The sequence below is a fragment of the Clavibacter zhangzhiyongii genome (assembly GCF_014775655.1).
Lineage (GTDB): Bacteria > Actinomycetota > Actinomycetes > Actinomycetales > Microbacteriaceae > Clavibacter > Clavibacter zhangzhiyongii.
Map to the genome: position 1 here is coordinate 993,124 of NZ_CP061274.1, position 16,132 is coordinate 1,009,255.

Annotated in this window: 12 protein-coding genes; 9 read left to right on the forward strand and 3 right to left on the reverse strand. The window is 75.9% G+C overall.

Annotated elements, in window-relative coordinates:
* The first annotated feature begins 60 nt into the window (after positions 1–60).
* Both H9X71_RS04775 and H9X71_RS04780 read left to right on the forward strand, forming a co-directional pair.
* The gene (locus tag H9X71_RS04775) at positions 61–3,147 is read left to right on the forward strand and encodes a glycosyltransferase (RefSeq protein WP_244961806.1); all 3,087 of its coding nucleotides are present in this window, start codon (positions 61–63) and stop codon (positions 3,145–3,147) included.
* Positions 3,134–4,654: a DUF5719 family protein gene (locus tag H9X71_RS04780; protein ID WP_191148567.1), complete on the forward strand. Its 1,521-nt coding sequence runs from the start codon at positions 3,134–3,136 to the stop codon at positions 4,652–4,654. The genes H9X71_RS04775 and H9X71_RS04780 overlap by 14 nt, the downstream gene beginning before the upstream one ends.
* A 94-nt stretch (positions 4,655–4,748) precedes the next feature.
* Here H9X71_RS04780 and H9X71_RS04785 read toward each other — a convergent pair whose 3' ends face one another.
* Positions 4,749–5,192, reverse strand: a complete 444-nt coding sequence (locus H9X71_RS04785) for a metallopeptidase family protein (RefSeq protein WP_191148568.1) — start codon at positions 5,190–5,192, stop codon at positions 4,749–4,751.
* A gap of 45 nt (positions 5,193–5,237) precedes the next feature.
* On the opposite strand from H9X71_RS04785, the gene H9X71_RS04790 reads away from it, so the two are divergent.
* The 6 genes from H9X71_RS04790 (at position 5,238) to ahcY (ending at position 11,587) form a co-directional block, all read left to right on the forward strand.
* Positions 5,238–5,459, forward strand: coding sequence for a DUF3499 family protein (locus H9X71_RS04790; protein ID WP_015489735.1), 222 nt, complete (start codon positions 5,238–5,240; stop codon positions 5,457–5,459).
* The gene (locus H9X71_RS04795) at positions 5,456–6,883 is read left to right on the forward strand and encodes a phosphomannomutase/phosphoglucomutase (protein WP_191148569.1); all 1,428 of its coding nucleotides are present in this window, start codon (positions 5,456–5,458) and stop codon (positions 6,881–6,883) included. Before H9X71_RS04790 ends, H9X71_RS04795 begins: the two co-directional genes overlap by 4 nt.
* Positions 6,884–7,031: 148 nt before the next feature.
* Positions 7,032–7,313, forward strand: a complete 282-nt coding sequence (locus tag H9X71_RS04800) for a metal-sensitive transcriptional regulator (RefSeq protein WP_094126037.1) — start codon at positions 7,032–7,034, stop codon at positions 7,311–7,313.
* 43 nt (positions 7,314–7,356) lie between these two features.
* On the forward strand, positions 7,357–7,572 hold the full coding sequence (locus H9X71_RS04805; protein ID WP_116052587.1) for a heavy-metal-associated domain-containing protein: 216 nt from the start codon (positions 7,357–7,359) through the stop codon (positions 7,570–7,572).
* Position 7,573: 1 nt separating this feature from the next.
* A complete protein-coding gene (locus tag H9X71_RS04810; protein WP_191148570.1) occupies positions 7,574–10,039 on the forward strand; it encodes a heavy metal translocating P-type ATPase in 2,466 nt (821 codons plus the stop codon).
* A gap of 63 nt (positions 10,040–10,102) precedes the next feature.
* Positions 10,103–11,587 (forward strand): adenosylhomocysteinase, encoded by a 1,485-nt coding sequence (ahcY, locus tag H9X71_RS04815; RefSeq protein WP_191148571.1) that lies wholly within the window; start codon positions 10,103–10,105, stop codon positions 11,585–11,587.
* Between the two features lie 121 nt (positions 11,588–11,708).
* Here ahcY and H9X71_RS04820 read toward each other — a convergent pair whose 3' ends face one another.
* The gene (locus H9X71_RS04820; RefSeq protein WP_191148572.1) at positions 11,709–12,587 is read right to left on the reverse strand and encodes an RDD family protein; all 879 of its coding nucleotides are present in this window, start codon (positions 12,585–12,587) and stop codon (positions 11,709–11,711) included.
* A 16-nt stretch (positions 12,588–12,603) separates the two neighbouring features.
* Between H9X71_RS04820 and H9X71_RS04825 the strand changes: the two genes are divergently transcribed.
* Positions 12,604–13,599, forward strand: a complete 996-nt coding sequence (locus H9X71_RS04825) for a stage II sporulation protein M (protein ID WP_191149084.1) — start codon at positions 12,604–12,606, stop codon at positions 13,597–13,599.
* A 49-nt stretch (positions 13,600–13,648) separates the two neighbouring features.
* On the opposite strand, the gene H9X71_RS04830 is transcribed toward H9X71_RS04825, so the two are convergent.
* Positions 13,649–16,132 carry a beta-glucosidase family protein gene (locus H9X71_RS04830; protein WP_191148573.1) on the reverse strand — a complete coding sequence of 828 codons (2,484 nt, stop codon included), beginning with the start codon at positions 16,130–16,132 and terminating at the stop codon, positions 13,649–13,651.

The following is a 16,132-nucleotide window of genomic DNA, read 5'->3' on the forward strand; positions in this document are numbered from 1 at the left end:
CCGGCGCGCCGTCCGGCTGCGGCGGATCCCCACCACGCACCACGTAGGGTCTCCCCTGTCATGCAGCCACGAGTAACCGCGATCCTCGTCGCCCACGAGGGCGCGCAGTTCCTCGACCGGACCCTCCAGGCGCTCGCCGCGCAGACCCGGCGACCGGACCAGGTGGTCGCGGTCGACCTCGGCTCCAAGGACGCGTCGGCCGCCCTCCTCGCGGCGTCCGAGCCCACCCGCATGGTGCAGGCGCCCGCCCGCATGACCTTCGGGCAGGCGGTGGACCAGGCCGTGCGCGTGATCCCCGCACCCGAGGGCGACCACGAGCTGCTCTGGCTGCTCTCCGCCGACAACGCGCCCGCGCCCGACGCCCTCGAGCGCCTGCTCGCCGCCGTCGAGGCCTCGCCCAGCGTCGCGGTCGCCGGTCCGAAGCTCATGGAGTGGGACCACCCCGACTACATCCGCGAGCTCGGCCGCACGCTCACCACGCTCGGCGCCGCCGTGCCCGTCGTCGACGGCGAGCTCGACCAGGCGCAGTACGACGACATGAGCGACGTGCTCGCCGTCGCCGCGGGCGGGATGCTCGTGCGGCACCGCCTCTGGGACGAGCTCGACGGCTTCGACGACGCGCTGCCCGTGGAGGACGACGCGCTCGACCTGTGCGTGCGCGCCCGCCTCGCCGGCCACCGCGTCGTGGTCGTGCCGGCCGCGCGGGTCGCCTCCGCGGGATCCGCCGCCCCCGGCACCGCCTTCCTCGGCCGCCGCACGCCGCGTCGCCGCCGTCGTCGCCTGCGCCGGCAGGCCGAGCTGCACCGCCGCCTCGCGTACGCGCCGCCCGCCGCCGTCCCGTTCCACTGGCTCTCGCTCGTGCCGCTCGCGATCCTGCGCGCCCTGCTGCAGATGCTCCGGAAGCGGCCGACCGCCGCGCCCGGCGAGATCGGGGCCGCGGTGCGCGTCGCGGTGGCGCCCGGCCGCGTCCGCGCCAGCCGCCGCCGCCTCGCCGCCACGCGGACGGCGCCCTGGTCGAGCATCGCCTCGCTGCGCCAGCCGCTCGCGGTCGGCCGACGGCGGAGATCGCTCGCCCGCGAGCAGTACCGCGTCGAGCACATGGGCGTCTCGGACGGCGTCGAGTTCCTCGCCACGGGCGGCGGCTGGACCGTGCTCGCGGCGCTCGTCGTCGCCGCGGTCATGTGGCTGCCGCGCCTCACGGGCACCGCGCTCTCGGGCGGGCAGCTGCTGCCGCTCGGGTCGAGCGCCGGCGCGCTGTGGGCGCAGGTCGGCGTCGGCGTCCGCGGATCCGGCGCGGGGCCCGTCGCCCCCTCCGACCCGTTCGCGTACGTCCTCGCGGTCCTCGGCAGCGTCACCGCCTGGGAGCCGTCGCTCGCCGTGCTCGGCCTCTTCGTCGGCGCGCTGCCGCTCGCCGCGCTGGCCGCCTGGCTGTGCGCCGCGCAGCTCACCCGCAACTCCTGGCTGCGCGCCCTCGCCGCCCTCGTCTGGACGCTCGCGCCCACCCTGCTGGTGGGGCTCGACGAGGGCCGCCTGCCCGCCGTGCTCGCGCACCTGCTGCTGCCGTGGCTCGCGCTCGCGGTGCTGCGCGCGCCGCGCTCGTGGTCGGCGTCGGCCGTCGCCGGGATCCTCATGGCCGCCGTCGGGGCCTCCGCGCCCTCGCTCGTGCCGGCGATGCTCGTGCTCTGGCTGGTCGCCACGGTGCGGGCCGGCCGTCGCGCCGGACGGCTCGTGACGATCCCCGTGCCGCTCGTCGCGTTGGTCGCGCCGCTCGTCGCGTACCGCGTCATGCAGGGGCAGCCGCTCGCCCTCGCCGCGGATCCCGCCGTCCCGGCCGCGTTCACCCCGGCCGACGTGCCCGGGCTCGCGCTCGGCTTCCCGACCGCCGGCCTCGGCGGCTGGACCGCCTTCGTCGAGGGGCTGGGGCTCGGCCTGCCCGCCGCGGTGCCGCTCGTCGTGGTGGCCGTCCTCGTGGCGCCGCTCGTGCTGGGCGCCGTCGCCGCCCTCTTCCTCCGCGGATCGCACCGCGCGGCCCTCGCCCTGGCCGTGACGGTGCTGGGGTTCGCGACCGCCGTGCTCGCGGTGCGCACCGTCGTGCAGTCGACCGGATCCGACGTCGTCGCGGTCTGGCCCGGATCCGGCCTCAGCCTCCTGTGGCTCGGCCTCGCGGGCGCCCTCGTGCTCGGCTTCGCCGCGCTCGGCCGTCGTTCCGTCGTGCCGGGGCTCGCCGCCGCGGCCGCCCTCCTGATCCTCGCGCTGCCCGTCGTCTCGGCCTCGGTCGCGGGATCCACCGCCGTGCGCGCCACGCAGGACACCTCGCTGCCCGGCCTCGTGCTCGCGGAGGCGGCGACGGACCCGTCCGTCGGCACGCTCGTGCTGCGGGCGGGAGGCGACGGATCCCTGGCCGCCGACGTCGAGCGCGGCGCCGGCCGCACGCTCGAGCAGGTGTCCACCGTCGACACCGCCATCGCGCCGCTGACCGACACCGAGACGCGCGTCGCCGAGCTCGCGGGCAACGTCTCGTCGCGCTCCGGGTTGGACGCCACGGAGGACCTGAGGACGCTCGGCATCAGCTACGTGCTCCTCGCGCCGCCGGCGGGCGACGCGGACGCCGCCGTGCACGACCGCGCCCGCGCCGCCCTCGACGACGACCCGGTGTTCACGGCCGTCGGCCAGACGGAGGCGGGCCTGCTGTGGCGCTTCGTCGGCAGCGACGCGCTCGACGTCCCGGTGGCCGGACCGGGCAACCTCGACGACCCGGGTCGCATCGGGGTGCTGGCGGCGCAGGCCCTGGTGTTCGCGCTCACGCTGCTCCTCGCGATCCCCACGGGCAGCCTGGCCGCGCGCAGCCGCCCGCTGCCCGCCTACCGCGAGCCGGTCGTCGCCCCCGACGCGCGTCCCGCGGACGCGGACGAGCCGCGCCCCGAGCACGACGACCGCGGGACGCCCGCGTACCTGGACGAGCCGACGGGCACGAGCGTGGAGGCCGCGGCCTTCGGCGACATCCCGCAGGCGGGGGAGCGCCGTGGCGACGACGACGCGGCCGCGCCCGTGGCGTCCGACCGCGCGACCGACCACGCGTCCGTCGCCGAGCGCGGCGCCCGACCGGATCACCATGACGACACCAGGAGGACCGATGGCCAGGCGTGACGCCGTGCGCATCGCGACGCGCGTGACCACCGGGATCGCCGGGGTGGCGGTGCTCGGCGTCGTCGTCGCCGGAGCCCTCCTGCTCCCGCCCGCGTCCGGCGGGACGGCGGCGCCGTCCGTGCTCGTGACGCCCGTGGCCACCGACCAGCAGCGCGTCTGCCCCGGCGCCCTCCTCCGGCCGCCCGAGGCCGACGCGCAGGCGACCACCAGCGCCGTCGCCGTCGGGAGCGCCGCCGTCACGAGCGGATCCGCGACCGGCGACGCCGCCGCGGGCGGGCCCGCGGTCCGCACCTCCCGCATCCAGGCGCCCGACGTCCAGGGCTCCGCGTCCGCGGAGGCCCAGGTCCTCGCGATCGCGGGCGCGGTCGACGCGCAGCCCACCGACCTCGCGGGCGCCGCGTCGCAGATCGCCACCGAGCCCGACCTCGCCGGTCTCGCCGCCGCGCCGTGCTCCGAGGCCACCGCTGACTCGTGGCTCGTCGGCGGCGCCACCACGACCGGCCGCACCACGTTCGTCGTGCTCGACAATCCGTCGGGCGTGTCCTCCACGGTCGACCTCGCCATCACGGGCGAGGACGGCGCCGTCAGCGCCCCCGGCGCGAGCGGCATCGCGGTGCCGGCGGGCGCGCGCCGCGTCCTCAGCCTCGCCGGCCTCGCACCCGACCTCAGCGCGCCGGCCGTGCACGTGCAGAGCCGCGGCGGCCAGGTCGTCGCGACGCTCGAGCAGACCACCGTGCGCGGGCTGCTGGCGGGCGGCGTCGACTGGATCGGCCCGGCCGCCGCGCCGTCCACCGCCCTGACCATGACGGGCCTCCGCATCGACACCCAGGCGGCCGCCGCCCCCGCACCCGCCGAGGGCGAGCAGGCGGCCGGCGACGACGCGTCCGGATCCGCCCCCGGTGCGGGCGCCGACGTCGGCACCGACCCCGACCGCGAGACCGCCGTCCGGATCCTCGTGCCCGGCACGACCGACGCCGACGTGAGCGTGAGCATCGCGCCCGAGGACGGCACCGACGGCACCGGCACGACCTTCACCGTCCAGGCTGACGCCGGCAGCACGACCGACCTCCCCGTCGCCGACCTGCCGGACGGCCGCTACTCCGTCACCGTGCAGAGCTCCGTGCCCGTCACCGGCGCCGTGCGCAGCGTCTCCGGCGCGGCGGAGGGCGGCGCGACCGACTTCGCGTGGGTGCCGTCCGCGGATCCGCTCACGCGCGACGCCCTCGTCTCCGTGCCCGCGGGTCCGGCCCCGCTCCTGCACGTGCGCAACCCCGGCTCCGCCGACGCGACCGTGACCGCGCGGCCGACCGACGGGTCCGAGCCGGTCGAGCTGGCGGTGCCCGCGGGATCCGCCGCCTCCGTCGCCGTGACCGCGGGCCGCACCTACCTGCTGGAGGGCGCGACGGGACTCACCGCGACCGTGACGCTCGCCGAGCCCGGCCGTTCCGCGTCGCTGCCCGTGGTGCCGGTGCTCCCGGCGGCCGACCCGCTGCGCGTCCACCCCTGACGCCGGCGCGGGCGGTCCGGCGCGGACGGCACGCGACGCGCGCCGATCGTCCCGCCGGGAACGCGGACACCGCACGCCCGTCCGGGATCCGGCGCTAGTGCGGGTCGTACCTGTCGGGCGCGAGGTCCCACGGGTCCTTGCCGAGCATCTCGGCGACGGCGCGGAACACGCAGCCCTCGACGAGCGCGCGCTGGTGGTGCTCGTCGTCCTCGTGCAGGTGCGCGAGGCGCTCGATGGGCAGGCGGTAGAAGATGACGCGGCGCTCGTCGACGAGCACGCTCCAGCGGTCGATCCCGTCCCGCTCGCTGTTCTGGGCGGGCAGCGCGGCGACCTCGAACGAGACGCGCTCGAGCTCCTCGGGCCAGAGCCCGCGCAGGTACTCGGCGGCGGACGCGATGGTCTGGTCGAACAGGTCGGCGCGCGTGCGGAGCACCGGCAGCTCGGGCCCGGTGACGGGCGAGCGGAGGCCGCGGCCGTGCCGATCCCGCCAGGAGCCCCGGATGGAGACGTGGCCTCCCCGGCGGCGCGATCGTGGCATGGCCCCATCGTACGGCCCCGGAGTCGGCGGTAGTGTGGGCCCGACATGACGAACAGGCCCTGCTCCCGCGTCGGCTGCACCGGCGGCGCCACGACCACCCTCACCTACGTCTACGCGGATTCCATGGCCGTGCTCGGTCCCCTCAGCCACGACTCCGAGCCCCACAGCTACGACCTCTGCGACCGCCACGCGGCGCGGCTCTCGGCGCCGCAGGGCTGGCAGATCGTCCGGCACGGGGTGCTCGGTGAGGTAGGTTTCGGAGCATGACGACGACTGCCGCCGAGACGCTGACCGCCATAGTGAAGACCTACGACGTGAGAGGTCTCGTCGGGAGCCAGCTGACCGAGGAGCTCGTCACGGCCCTCGGCGCCGGCTTCGTCGACGAGCTGGGCGCCGCCGGCAGCGAGGTCGTCGTCGGCCACGACATGCGGGACTCCTCGCCGTCGTTCGCCCAGGCGTTCGCGAAGGGCGCCACCGCCCGCGGCGGGAACGTCCTCCTCATCGGCCTCTGCTCCACGGACGAGACCTACTTCGCGTCGGGATCCCTCGACGCCCCCGCGGTCATGTTCACCGCGAGCCACAACCCGGCCACCTACAACGGCCTCAAGTTCTCCCGCGCCGGCGCCCAGGGCATCAGCCTGGACACGGGCCTCGCCGCCATCCGCGACCGCGCCATCGGCTTCCTCGCCGACGGTATCGCGCCGGTCGAGCCCGCCGGCACCGTGCGCGAGCGCGACGTGCTCGCCGACTACGCGGGCTACCTCCGCCAGCTCGTCGACCTGTCCGGCATCCGCCCGCTGCGCGTCGTCGTCGACGCCGGCAACGGCATGGGCGGCATGACCGTCCCCGCCGTGCTCGGCACCGCGGCCGGCCTGCCCGAGCTGCCCATCGAGATCATCCCGCTGTACTTCGAGCTCGACGGCACCTTCCCGAACCACGAGGCGAACCCGCTCGAGCCCGCCAACCTGGTCGACCTGCAGAAGGCCGTCGTCGAGCACGGCGCCGACCTCGGCCTCGCCTTCGACGGCGACGCGGACCGCTGCTTCGTGGTCGACGAGAAGGGCCGCGCGGTCACGCCGAGCGCCGTCGCCGCCGTCGTCGCGCTGCGCGAGATCTCGCGCGTGAAGGCGCAGTCGCCGGACGAGGAGGTCACCGTGCTGCACAACCTCATCACCTCGCGCATCGTGCCCGAGACCATCGAGGCCGCGGGCGCCACGGCGGTGCGCACGCGCGTCGGCCACTCCCTCATCAAGGACCAGATGGCCGCCACGGGCGCCGTCTTCGGCGGCGAGCACTCCGCGCACTACTACTTCCGCGACTTCTGGGGCGCCGACAACGGCATGCTCGCGGCGATGCACCTGCTCGCCGAGTTCGGCCAGAGCGACGGCCTCATGTCCGACCTCTCCGCGCGCTACACGCCGTACGCGCTGTCGGGCGAGATCAACAGCACGGTCGACGACGTGCCCGCCGCGTACGAGCGCATCGTTGAGGCGTTCCGCGGCCGCGGCGAGTTCGACGAGCTGGACGGCCTCACGGTCGACGGCCCGGTCGAGGACGACGGCGCGTTCTGGTGGTTCAGCGTCCGGCCCTCCAACACCGAGCCGCTCCTGCGCCTCAACGTCGAGGCGTCGACCGAGGAGCGCATGGCCGCCCTCCGCGACGAGCTCCTGGGGCTGATCCGCGGGGCCTGATCCCGTCACCCGCACCATCCGACGCCGCGTCCCTCCTTGAGGGGCGCGGCGTCGTCGTGCACCCGGCGGGCGCACGCACCGGATACCCCCGGGGGGTTCCGTTCGGTACCCCCCTGGGGTATCGTCGAGGGGAACGGAGGTGGCCACCATGGTCGGGTACAGCGAGGGCAAGGACGACATCCTCAAGCGGCTGCGCCGTGCGGAGGGGCAGGTGCGCGGCATCGAGCGCATGGTCGAGTCCGACACGTACTGCATCGACGTGCTGACCCAGGTGTCCGCCGTCACGCGGGCCATGGAGACCGTCGCCCTCAAGCTGCTCGACGACCACCTCGCGCACTGCCTCGCCGAGGCCGCGCGCGAGGGCGGCCAGGTCGCCGAGGACAAGGTGCGCGAGGCCTCCGCGGCCATCGCGCGGCTCGTCCGGTCCTGATCCGCCCCGCCGCCGCATCCGCATCCCCCGACAAGGAGACACCATGACCACCACGACCTTCCCCGTCACCGGCATGACCTGCGCGCACTGCGTCGCGAGCGTCACCGAGGAGGTCGGCGAGCTGCCGGGCGTCGCGTCCGTGGCCGTCGACCTCGTCGTCGGCGGCGCGTCGACCGTCACCGTCGAGAGCGACGGCCCGCTCGACCCCGCGGCCGTCCGCGCGGCGGTCGACGAGGCCGGATACGTCGCGGAGGTCTGAGATGGCCGACCCCGCATCCGGAGCCGCGCCCGCCGCGGACCCCGTCGCCTCCCCGGTCGAGGGCGGCGCCGTGCTCACGCGCGTCGACCTCGACGTGCAGGGCATGACGTGCGCGTCGTGCGCGATGCGCATCGAGCGCAAGCTCGGCCGGATGCCCGGGGTCGAGGCCGCCGTCAACTACGCCACCCACCGCGCGCGCGTGCAGCTGCCCGCGGGCACGAGCGTCGAGGACGCGATCCGCACGATCGAGCGCACGGGGTACCGCGCGTCCGAGCGCGCGGCGTGGGGGAGCGGAGCGCAGGAGGACCTCGCGCCGGCTCCGACGGCGCGCGCGGACGCCGCCGAGCGCGCGTCCGTCGCGGTCGAGGCGCCGCGGATCCGCCCGAGCGCGGATCGGCCCGGAGCCAGCATCGACGAGCCTGCGCCTGCCCCTGCGCCTGCGCCCGCTCGCGCCTCGGCGGAGTCCGCCGCCCGCGACGCCGTCGCGGCTCGCCGGCCCGACGCCGACGAGCTGGCGCTCCGGCAGCGGCTCGTGGTCTCGGCGGCGCTCACCGTCCCCGTCTTCCTCATGGCGATGGTCCCGGCGCTCCAGTTCGACGACTGGCAGTGGCTGTCCCTCGCGCTCGCCGCCCCCGTCGCGGTGTGGGGCGCCTGGCCGTTCCACCGCGCGGCGGCCGTGAGCGCGCGCCACGGCGGCGTCGGCATGGACACGCTCGTGAGCATCGGCGTCGCGGCCGCGTTCCTGTGGTCGCTCTACGCCCTCTTCCTCGGCGACGCGGGCGAGCCCGGCATGCGCATGACCATGAGCCTCTTCTCCGAGCCCGGAGCGGGATCCGGCGACGTGTACCTCGAGGTGGCCGCCGCCGTGACGGTGTTCCTCCTCGGCGGGCGCTACCTGGAGGCGCGGGCCGCCCGCGCGTCCGGCGCCGCCCTCGCCGCGCTCCTCGACCTCGCCGCGAAGGACGTGGCGGTCGTGCGCGACGGCGTCGAGCGGCGGATCCCCATCGGCGCGCTCCGCGTCGGCGAGGAGTTCGTCGTGCGGCCGGGCGAGCGCATCGCCACCGACGGCGTGGTCGTCGACGGCTCCAGCGCCGTCGACCGCTCCCTCCTCACGGGCGAGTCCCTGCCGGACGAGGTCGGCCCCGGTGACGACGTGACAGGCGCGACCCTCAACGCCGGCGGCCGCCTGCTCGTGCGCGCCACGCGCGTGGGGGAGGAGACCCGCCTCGCCCGCATGGCCGCGCTCGTGGAGGAGTCGCAGACCGGCAAGGCCCGGATCCAGCGCCTCGCCGACCGCGTCTCGGCCGTCTTCGTGCCGGTCGTGCTCGTGCTCGCGCTGGGCACCCTCGTGGGCTGGCTGCTGCTCGGCTTCCCGCCCGAGGCCGCGTTCACCGCGGCGGTGGCGACGCTCATCATCGCCTGCCCGTGCGCCCTCGGGCTCGCGACGCCGACCGCGCTCCTCGTGGGCACGGGCCGCGGCGCGCAGCTCGGGATCCTCATCACGGGCCCCGAGGTGCTCGAGTCGACCCGCCGGATCGACACCGTGCTGCTCGACAAGACCGGCACCGTGACGACGGGCGTCATGTCGCTCGTGCGGGCGGTCCCCGCCGCGGGCGTCGACGCCGACGAGCTCGTGCGCGCCGCCGCCGCCCTCGAGGCGCGCAGCGAGCACCCGGTGGCGCGCGCCGTCGTCGAGGCCGCGGGCGCCGGATCCCTGCCCGCCGTCGAGGGCTTCGTCGCCACCGCGGGCCTCGGCGTGCACGGCGTGGTCGACGGCCGCGCGGTCGCCGTCGGGCGCCCGTCCTGGCTCGCCGAGCAGTGGGCCGCGGAGCCAGACGCGACGCTCGCCGAGGCGCTCCGTGCGGCCGAGGCCGACGGATCCACCGTGGTCGCGGTCGCCTGGGACGGCGCCGTGCGGGGGATCCTCGCCGTCGCCGACACCGTGAAGCCCACGAGCGCCGAGGCCGTCCGCCGGATCCGCGCGCTCGGGCTCCGCCCGGTCCTCCTCACGGGCGACACCGCGGGCGCCGCGCGCCGCGTCGCCGAGGAGGTCGGGATCGACGAGGTGATCGCGGGCGTCCTCCCCGAGGGCAAGCTCGACGCGGTCCGCCGCCTCCAGGCCGAGGGGCGCGTCGTCGCGATGGTCGGCGACGGCGTGAACGACGCCGCCGCGCTCGCGCAGGCCGACCTCGGCATCGCGATGGGCACGGGCACCGACGCGGCCATCGAGGCGGGCGACATCACGATCGTCCGCGGCGACCTGGTGCTGGTCGCCGACGCCGTGCGCCTCGCCCGCCGCACCCTCGGCACGATCCGCGGCAACCTGTTCTGGGCCTTCGCCTACAACGCCGCCGCGATCCCGGTCGCCATGCTCGGCCTCCTCAACCCGCTCGTCGCCGGGCTCGCCATGGCGCTGTCGTCAGTGTTCGTCGTGACGAACAGCCTGCGCCTGCGGTCCTTCCGCTAGCCGCCGCGGCGCCCGCCCGTCATCCACGGGCGGGCGTCACGCGTCGGATGCGAGACTGGACGCATGACCCTGCTGCCGGACGCCACGTCCACCGCTCTGCCCTTCCGCGTCGCCGACCTCTCCCTCGCGGAGTCGGGCCGCCACCAGATCCGCCTCGCCGAGAACGAGATGCCCGGCCTCATGGCCCTCCGCGAGGAGTTCGGCGCCGCGCAGCCGCTCGCGGGCGCGCGCATCGCCGGATCCATCCACATGACCGTGCAGACGGCCGTGCTCATCGAGACCCTCACCGCCCTCGGCGCGCAGGTGCGCTGGGCGAGCTGCAACATCTTCTCCACGCAGGACGAGGCGGCCGCCGCGGTCGCCGTCGGCGCGGGCACCCCGGAGGCGCCCGCGGGCGTGCCGGTCTTCGCCTGGAAGGGCGAGACGCTCGAGGAGTACTGGTGGTGCACCGAGCAGATCTTCGACTGGTCCGGCGAGGCCGAGGCCGCGGGCGCCGACTGGACGGGCCCGAACATGATCCTCGACGACGGCGGCGACGCCTCGCTCCTCGTGCACAAGGGCCGCGAGTACGAGCTCGCCGGCGTCGTGCCCGAGACCCCCGAGGACGCGAGCCACGAGTACCGCGTCATCCTCGACACGCTCCGCCGCAGCCTCGCCGCGTCCGGCGACCGCTGGACCCGCCGCGCCGCCGACATCCAGGGCGTCACCGAGGAGACCACCACGGGCGTCCACCGCCTCTACGAGCTGGCGCGCGACGGCGAGCTGCTGTTCCCGGCCATCAACGTCAACGACTCGGTCACCAAGAGCAAGTTCGACAACAAGTACGGCATCCGCCACTCGCTGCCCGACGGCCTGAACCGCGCCACCGACACGCTCATCGGCGGCAAGGTCGCGTTCGTCGTCGGCTACGGCGACGTGGGCAAGGGCGCGGCCGAGGCCCTCCGCGGCCAGGGCGCGCGCGTCATCGTCTCCGAGGTCGACCCGATCTGCGCGCTCCAGGCCGCGATGGACGGCTACCAGGTCGCGCGCCTCGAGTCGGTCATCGAGCACGTCGACATCCTCGTCACCGGCACGGGCAACGTCGACGTCGTCCGCGTCGAGCACATCGAGCGGATGAAGCACCAGGCGATCATCGCCAACGTCGGCCACTTCGACAACGAGATCGACATGGCCGGCCTCGAGCGCCTCCCGGGCGTCGAGAAGGTCGAGATCAAGCCGCAGGTGCACGAGTGGCGCCTGCCCTCCGGCCGCAGCGTGCTCGTGCTCTCCGAGGGCCGCCTCATGAACCTCGGCAACGCCACCGGCCACCCGTCGTTCGTGATGAGCAACTCGTTCACGAACCAGGTGCTCGCGCAGATCGAGCTGTGGGTCCGCAACGACCAGTACCCGATCGGCGTGTACGTGCTGCCGAAGCACCTCGACGAGAAGGTCGCGCGCCTGCACCTCGACGCGCTCGGCGTGGAGCTCACGGAGCTGCGTCCCGAGCAGGCCGCCTACATCGGCGTCTCCGTCGAGGGCCCGTACAAGGTGGACCACTACCGGTACTGATCCCGGCGGATCCGTCCGACGCCGCCCGTCCCCTCGCGGGGCGGGCGGCGTCGTCGCGTGCGGGGATCGCACCGGGTGGTCGGGTGGCCGGGTGGCCGGGTGGCCGGGTCGGGCGAGAGGATCAGGCGGGCGGGGCGGGCGCGGATCCGCCGCGGGCCGGGAAGCCGTGCGGGAGCCCGGCGAGGATCGGCTCGAGCGACGCCATGCGGTCGCGCTCGAGCATCAGGGCCCGGTGCTCGCGCTCGCGACGCACCGCGCCGACCGCGGTGACGAAGGACTCGGCGTCCGTCGCGGGCAGCGGCGCGACGTGCGGCGCGGCCTCGTCCGCCAGCTCGCCGGCGAGGCGGGCGCGCGACGCGGGCGTCAGGCGGTCGCGCTGCACGAGGAAGCGGGCGATGCGGCGACCGAGCGCGTCGGGCAGCCGCCCGACGTCGGCCTCCGACGCCCACGCGACCAGGTGCGGCGGCACGGGCGGCAGCGGCGCCGGGTACGCGGGCACGCGCTCGTGCTGCGACCGCGTGCCCGCCACGAGGTCGCCGAGGCGCTGGGCGCGCGGCGTGAGGAGGCCCACGAGCGCGGCCAGGCCGCCCAGCGTGAGGTAGGTCTCGAGGATCCCGACGAGCGCCCGGGCGACCGCGTGCCGGAGGCCGATGCCGCCGCCGTCCGCGCGCACGATGCGGGCCCCCACGGCCCAGCGCCCGAGGGACCGGCCGCGGGACGCGACCTCCACCACGACGGGCAGGACGACGATCGCGAGCACCACCGCGGCGATGGCGCACGCGGCGCCCGACGCCTCGTCGAGGAGGCCCGCCGCGGCGAGACGGCCGATGAGGAGGACGAGCAGGAGGCCGACGACCAGGGACGCGGCCACGTCGATCGCCGCGCCCGCGGTCCGCAGCACGAAGCCCGCGGGACGGACGTCGAGGGCGACGGCCTCGCCCACCACGAGCGCGTCGGGACCGTCGGAGAGCGTCGGGTCGTGCGCGTCGGCGGCCGCCATGCATATAGTCAAGCAGATGGACCTCGACGCCTACACCGCCGCCCACCGGGACGAGTGGGACCGGCTCGCCCGCCTCGCCGGTCGGCGCCGGCTCACGGGACCCGACGCCGACGAGCTCGTCGACCGGTACCAGGCGGGGGCGGCCGAGCTGTCCGCGATCCAGGCGGTCGCCGGATCCACCGCGCAGGGCGACCGGCTCTCCGTCGCGCTCTCCCGGGCCCGGATGCGGTTCACCGGGCAGACCACCAACGCGGCGTCGCGCATCCCCGCGTTCTTCGCGGTCGACCTGCCCGCGGCGCTGCACCGGATCCGCTGGCTGACGCTCGCCGTGGCCCTCGCGACCATCGCGATCACGGCGCTCTACGCCACCTGGATCCTCCGCGACCCCGCCATGATCGCGAGCCTCGGCAGCGACGCCGACCTCCGGAGGTACGTCGACGACGAGTTCGTCGACTACTACAGCTCGAACCCGGCGGCCTCGTTCACGGGGCAGGTCTGGACGAACAACGCGTGGATCGCCGCGCAGTGCGTGGCCTTCGGCATCACCGGCGTCTGGGTGCCGTACGTGATCCTGCAGAACGCCCAGGGGCTCGGGACGACCACCGCCGTCATGTTCCACTACGGCGAGGGCGGCACGTTCTTCTCCTACATCCTCCCGCACGGCCTGCTCGAGCTCACGGCGATCTTCGTCGCGGCCGCTGCGGGCCTGCGCATCGCGTGGGCGTGGATCGCGCCGGGCGCCCGCACGCGCGGCCAGGCGCTCGCCGAGGACGGGCGCGCGCTCATCACGGTGGCGATGGGGCTCGTGCTGGTGCTGCTCGTCTCCGGCATCATCGAGGGCTTCGTCACGCCGCAGCCGTGGCCGGTGCCCGTGAAGATCGCGATCGGCGCGGCGGCCCTCGGGGCGTTCCTCTTCTACATGGTGGTCGTCGGCGGCCGGGCGGTCCGCGCGGGCGCCACGGGCGACCTCGACGAGTTCGAGGCGGGCGGCCGGCGGATCGTCGCGGGCTGAGCCCGACCGGATCCGCCGCCGCCCGCCTCGCGGGTCGTGCGGGCGCGGGTCAGTCCGCGGGGTCCACGTCCGCCTCGAGCGGCGTGGCGGCCACGGAGGTGCCGACGTGCAGGCGGAAGGCGCCGGGCTCGCGCTGCCAGCCGCCGGTCCAGTGCGCGAAGGCGCGGGCGCCGATCGCGACCTCGACCTCGGCGGACGCGCCCGCCTCGAGCTGCACGGGCGCGAAGCCCGCGAGCCAGCGCACGGGACGGTCGACGGCGGATCCCGCGCGCGACAGGTAGGCCTGCACGACCTCCTTGCCCGCGCGGTCGCCCGTGTTCGTCACGCGCACGGTCGCCTGGATCCCGCCGGCGCCGTCCTCGACCACCCGCAGGTCGTCGAGCGCGTGCGTCGTGTAGCCGAGGCCGTGGCCGAACGGGTACGCCGGCGTCGCGCCGGAGCGGAGCCAAGCGCGGTACCCGACATGGATGCCCTCGTCGTAGACCACCCGTCCGTCGACGGGCGTGACGGAGCGGACGGGCGCGTCCTCCTCCGTCGCGGGCCACGTGGTGGGGAGCCGGCCGCCGGGCTCGACGGCGCCGAACAGCACGTCCGCGAGGGCGCCGCCGAACTCCTGGCCGCCGAACCACGCCAGCAGCACGGCCTGCACGTCGTCGCGCCAGGGGAGGAGCACCGGGGATCCCGAGTTGACCACGACGACGGTGCGCGGGTTCGCGGCGGCGACGCGGCGCACCAGCTCGTCCTGCCGGCCGGGGAGCGCGAGCGAGTCGCGGTCGAAGCCCTCGGACTCGACCTGCGCGTTGGTGCCGACGACGACGATCGCGACGTCCGCGCCCGTGGCGGCCGCGACGGCCTCCTCCAGCAGGCGGTCGGGATCGGACTCGTCGGCCTCGAGGCCCACCGTGATGCCGAGGATCCCGGCGAGGCCGCCCGGCGCGGACGTGAGCTCGAACTCGACCTTGAGGTCCACGGGCTGCCCGGCGACCGCGGCGAGGGGCGCCGAGATCGACGGCGGCGAGAGGAGGCTCGCGCCGAGGTCCATGCCGACGGGGGCGGCGCCGTCCTCGCGGAGCAGCACGCCGTCCGCGTGCACGCGGCCTCGGCCGGTGGCGCTGAAGCCGACGAGCACCTCGCTCGTCTCCTCGGGCGTCCACCGGGTCGTGATCTCGATGACCGCGGCCGTGCCCGTGGGCGCGTCGCCGCCGAAGTACATGAGCGTCGTCGCGCGGCGGTCCTCGGTGAAGACCTCCGTGCCGTCGGCGTCGAGGAAGCGCACGAGGGCACCCGGCTCGCCCGTGCGGGGGTTCCGGATCGACGCGAGCGGCAGCTCCTGGATCCCCTTCTGCACGACGGCGCCGCGCGCGTACCGCACCTCGACGTCGTCGCCGAGCGCCGCGCGGATCCCGTCGAGCGGCGTCACCACGTGCTCGGGGATGACGGTCGCGCTCCCGCCGCCCTGCGTGCGCGCCTCGACGGCGTTGTGGCCGATGACGGCGACGGAGCGGAGCGCGGACGCGTCGAGCGGCAGGGCGCGGCCCGCGTTGCGGACGAGCACGCTGCCGGCCGCGGCGGCCGTGCGCGCGAAGGCCACGCCGTCCTCCACCTCGACGGGCGCGGGCGCGACGGCGTCGAAGCCCTCGAGCGCGCCGACGCGGGCGGCGAGGCGCAGGAGGCGGATCACCTTGCGGTCGACGTCGGACTCGAACACGCGGCCGTCGCGCACGGCGTCGAGGAGCGCGGGGCCCCACGCGCCGACCGGGCCCGGCATCTCCAGGTCCTGCGACGCGCGCGCGGCGTCGACGCTGCGGACGCCCGTCCAGTCGCTGACGACCACGCCGTCGAAGCCCCACTCGGAGTTGAGCGGCGTCTCGAGCAGGTCGCTCTCGGTCGAGGTCGTGCCGTTGATCGAGTTGTAGGAGCTCATCACGAGCCAGGCGCGCGACTCCACGACGGCCTTCTCGAACGCCGCGAGGTACAGCTCGCGCAGCGCCCGCTCGGGCACGACGCTGTCGGCCGTGAAGCGGTCGGTCTCGTACTCGTTGGCCACGTAGTGCTTCGGGGTCGCGCCGACGCCGTTCTCCTGGACGCCGCGCACGTAGGCGGCGGCGAGGTCGGCGGTGAGCAGCGGATCCTCGCTGAACGCCTCGAAGTGCCGGCCGCCGTAGGGCGAGCGGTGCAGGTTGATGGTCGGGCCGAGCACGACGTCGACGCCCTTCCGGCGCGCCTCGACCGCGGAGGCGCGGCCGTAGCGCGCGGCGATCCCGGTGTCCCAGGTGGAGGACAGCGCGGACGCCGACGGCAGGTTCAGCGAGGGCGAGCGCTCGTCCCAGACCTCGCCGCGCACGCCGCTCGGGCCGTCGGAGACGAGCATGCGGCGCAGGCCGATGCCCTCGACCGGCCAGGTGGTCCAGAAGTCGCGGCCCGTGACGAGCCGCACCTTCTGCTCCAGCGTGAGGCGGCCGGCGAGCTCCTCGAGCGCGGCGGTGTCGGGGTCGAGCGGGGTGGGGGCGTCGTGCGGGTCGTGCGTGTCCAT